General features: G+C 32.5%; 1 protein-coding gene and 1 pseudogene. Both read left to right on the top strand.

Annotated elements, in window-relative coordinates; genetic code table 11:
• Positions 1-263, top strand: a pseudogene (locus L0M85_RS09800) (ATP-dependent endonuclease); the annotation flags it as partial.
• Positions 250-1,033: UvrD-helicase domain-containing protein (locus L0M85_RS09795; RefSeq protein WP_238656937.1), on the top strand; the 784-nt coding region annotated here is incomplete at its 3' end. The pseudogene L0M85_RS09800 and the gene L0M85_RS09795, both read left to right, overlap by 14 nt.

The raw sequence follows: 1,033 nt of genomic DNA, 5'->3' as shown, positions 1-1,033 counted from the left end.
GTTTCAACAAACGTAAAGAGGAAGCAATAAGAGCTACTTTAAAAGATAAGAGTGGGTCAGGTGATAGTTTTACTGAAGAGGAAAAGAAACTCATGATTTGGTATCAATATTTCTTTTTAGGTAGAGGAAAACCAACAACTCACATGCAATTTTTATCATCTATTAGTGATAATGAATTAAAAAGATTTCTACCTCCTGTGTTTGAAAAAATGGTTAAACGAGCTGAAGAATTACTTGGAGTTATTGAACATGATGAAGAATGAAGAGTGGCATCCTAAAGTAGATATTAATATAGAGAAGGCTGCTTTAGGAGCTGCCAAGGATGTGACCAACTGTCTAGTCATTGCTGGACCAGGCGCTGGAAAAACTGAATTATTAGCTCAAAAGTTAGACTATCTTTTCTCTACAAATAAATGTATTTCTCCGAAAAAAATTTTAGCATTAAGTTTTAAGACAGATGCTGCATCAAATTTGAAAGAAAGAGTGAAAAAACGTTATGGGGCTGAATATGCTTCTCGATTTACCTCTCTAACTTATTCAGCATTTGAAAAGAGGATTTTAGACCAATTTAGAAATGTTCTTCCTGGAGAGATAAGACCGTCGAAAGATTATTTGATTGAAGAAATGGAAGTCATAAAAGAGGTTCTTTATAGAAATGGATTAAATACTACTGGAATGAGGATGAATAGCATTAAGGAAATTGCAGAAAGTATTGCCTTGAGTGATAATGATTCAATTATAAAAAATGATCTGTTAAAAGGTACTCAGAGTAATAAGCCAGTCCTTTTTTACAGACAAATAACAAAGTTGGCTACTCAAATAATAGCTAATAACGAATACGTCTGTAAAGCACTTCGAATGACATATGAATTTGTATTTTTAGATGAATTTCAGGATACTACGTATGACCAGTATAATTTATTAAAAATATGTTTTTTAGATTCGACTTGTAAATTGACTGCAGTAGGTGATAATAATCAAGCCATTATGAGATGGGCAGGTGCAAAGCCTGATATTTTTCCAGACTATATTC

The sequence above is a fragment of the Streptococcus sp. DFI.7.26 genome (assembly GCF_022240605.1).
In the GTDB taxonomy this organism is placed as follows: Bacteria; Bacillota; Bacilli; order Lactobacillales; family Streptococcaceae; genus Streptococcus; species Streptococcus xiaochunlingii.
This window is presented reverse-complemented; position numbering and strand designations above follow the sequence as displayed.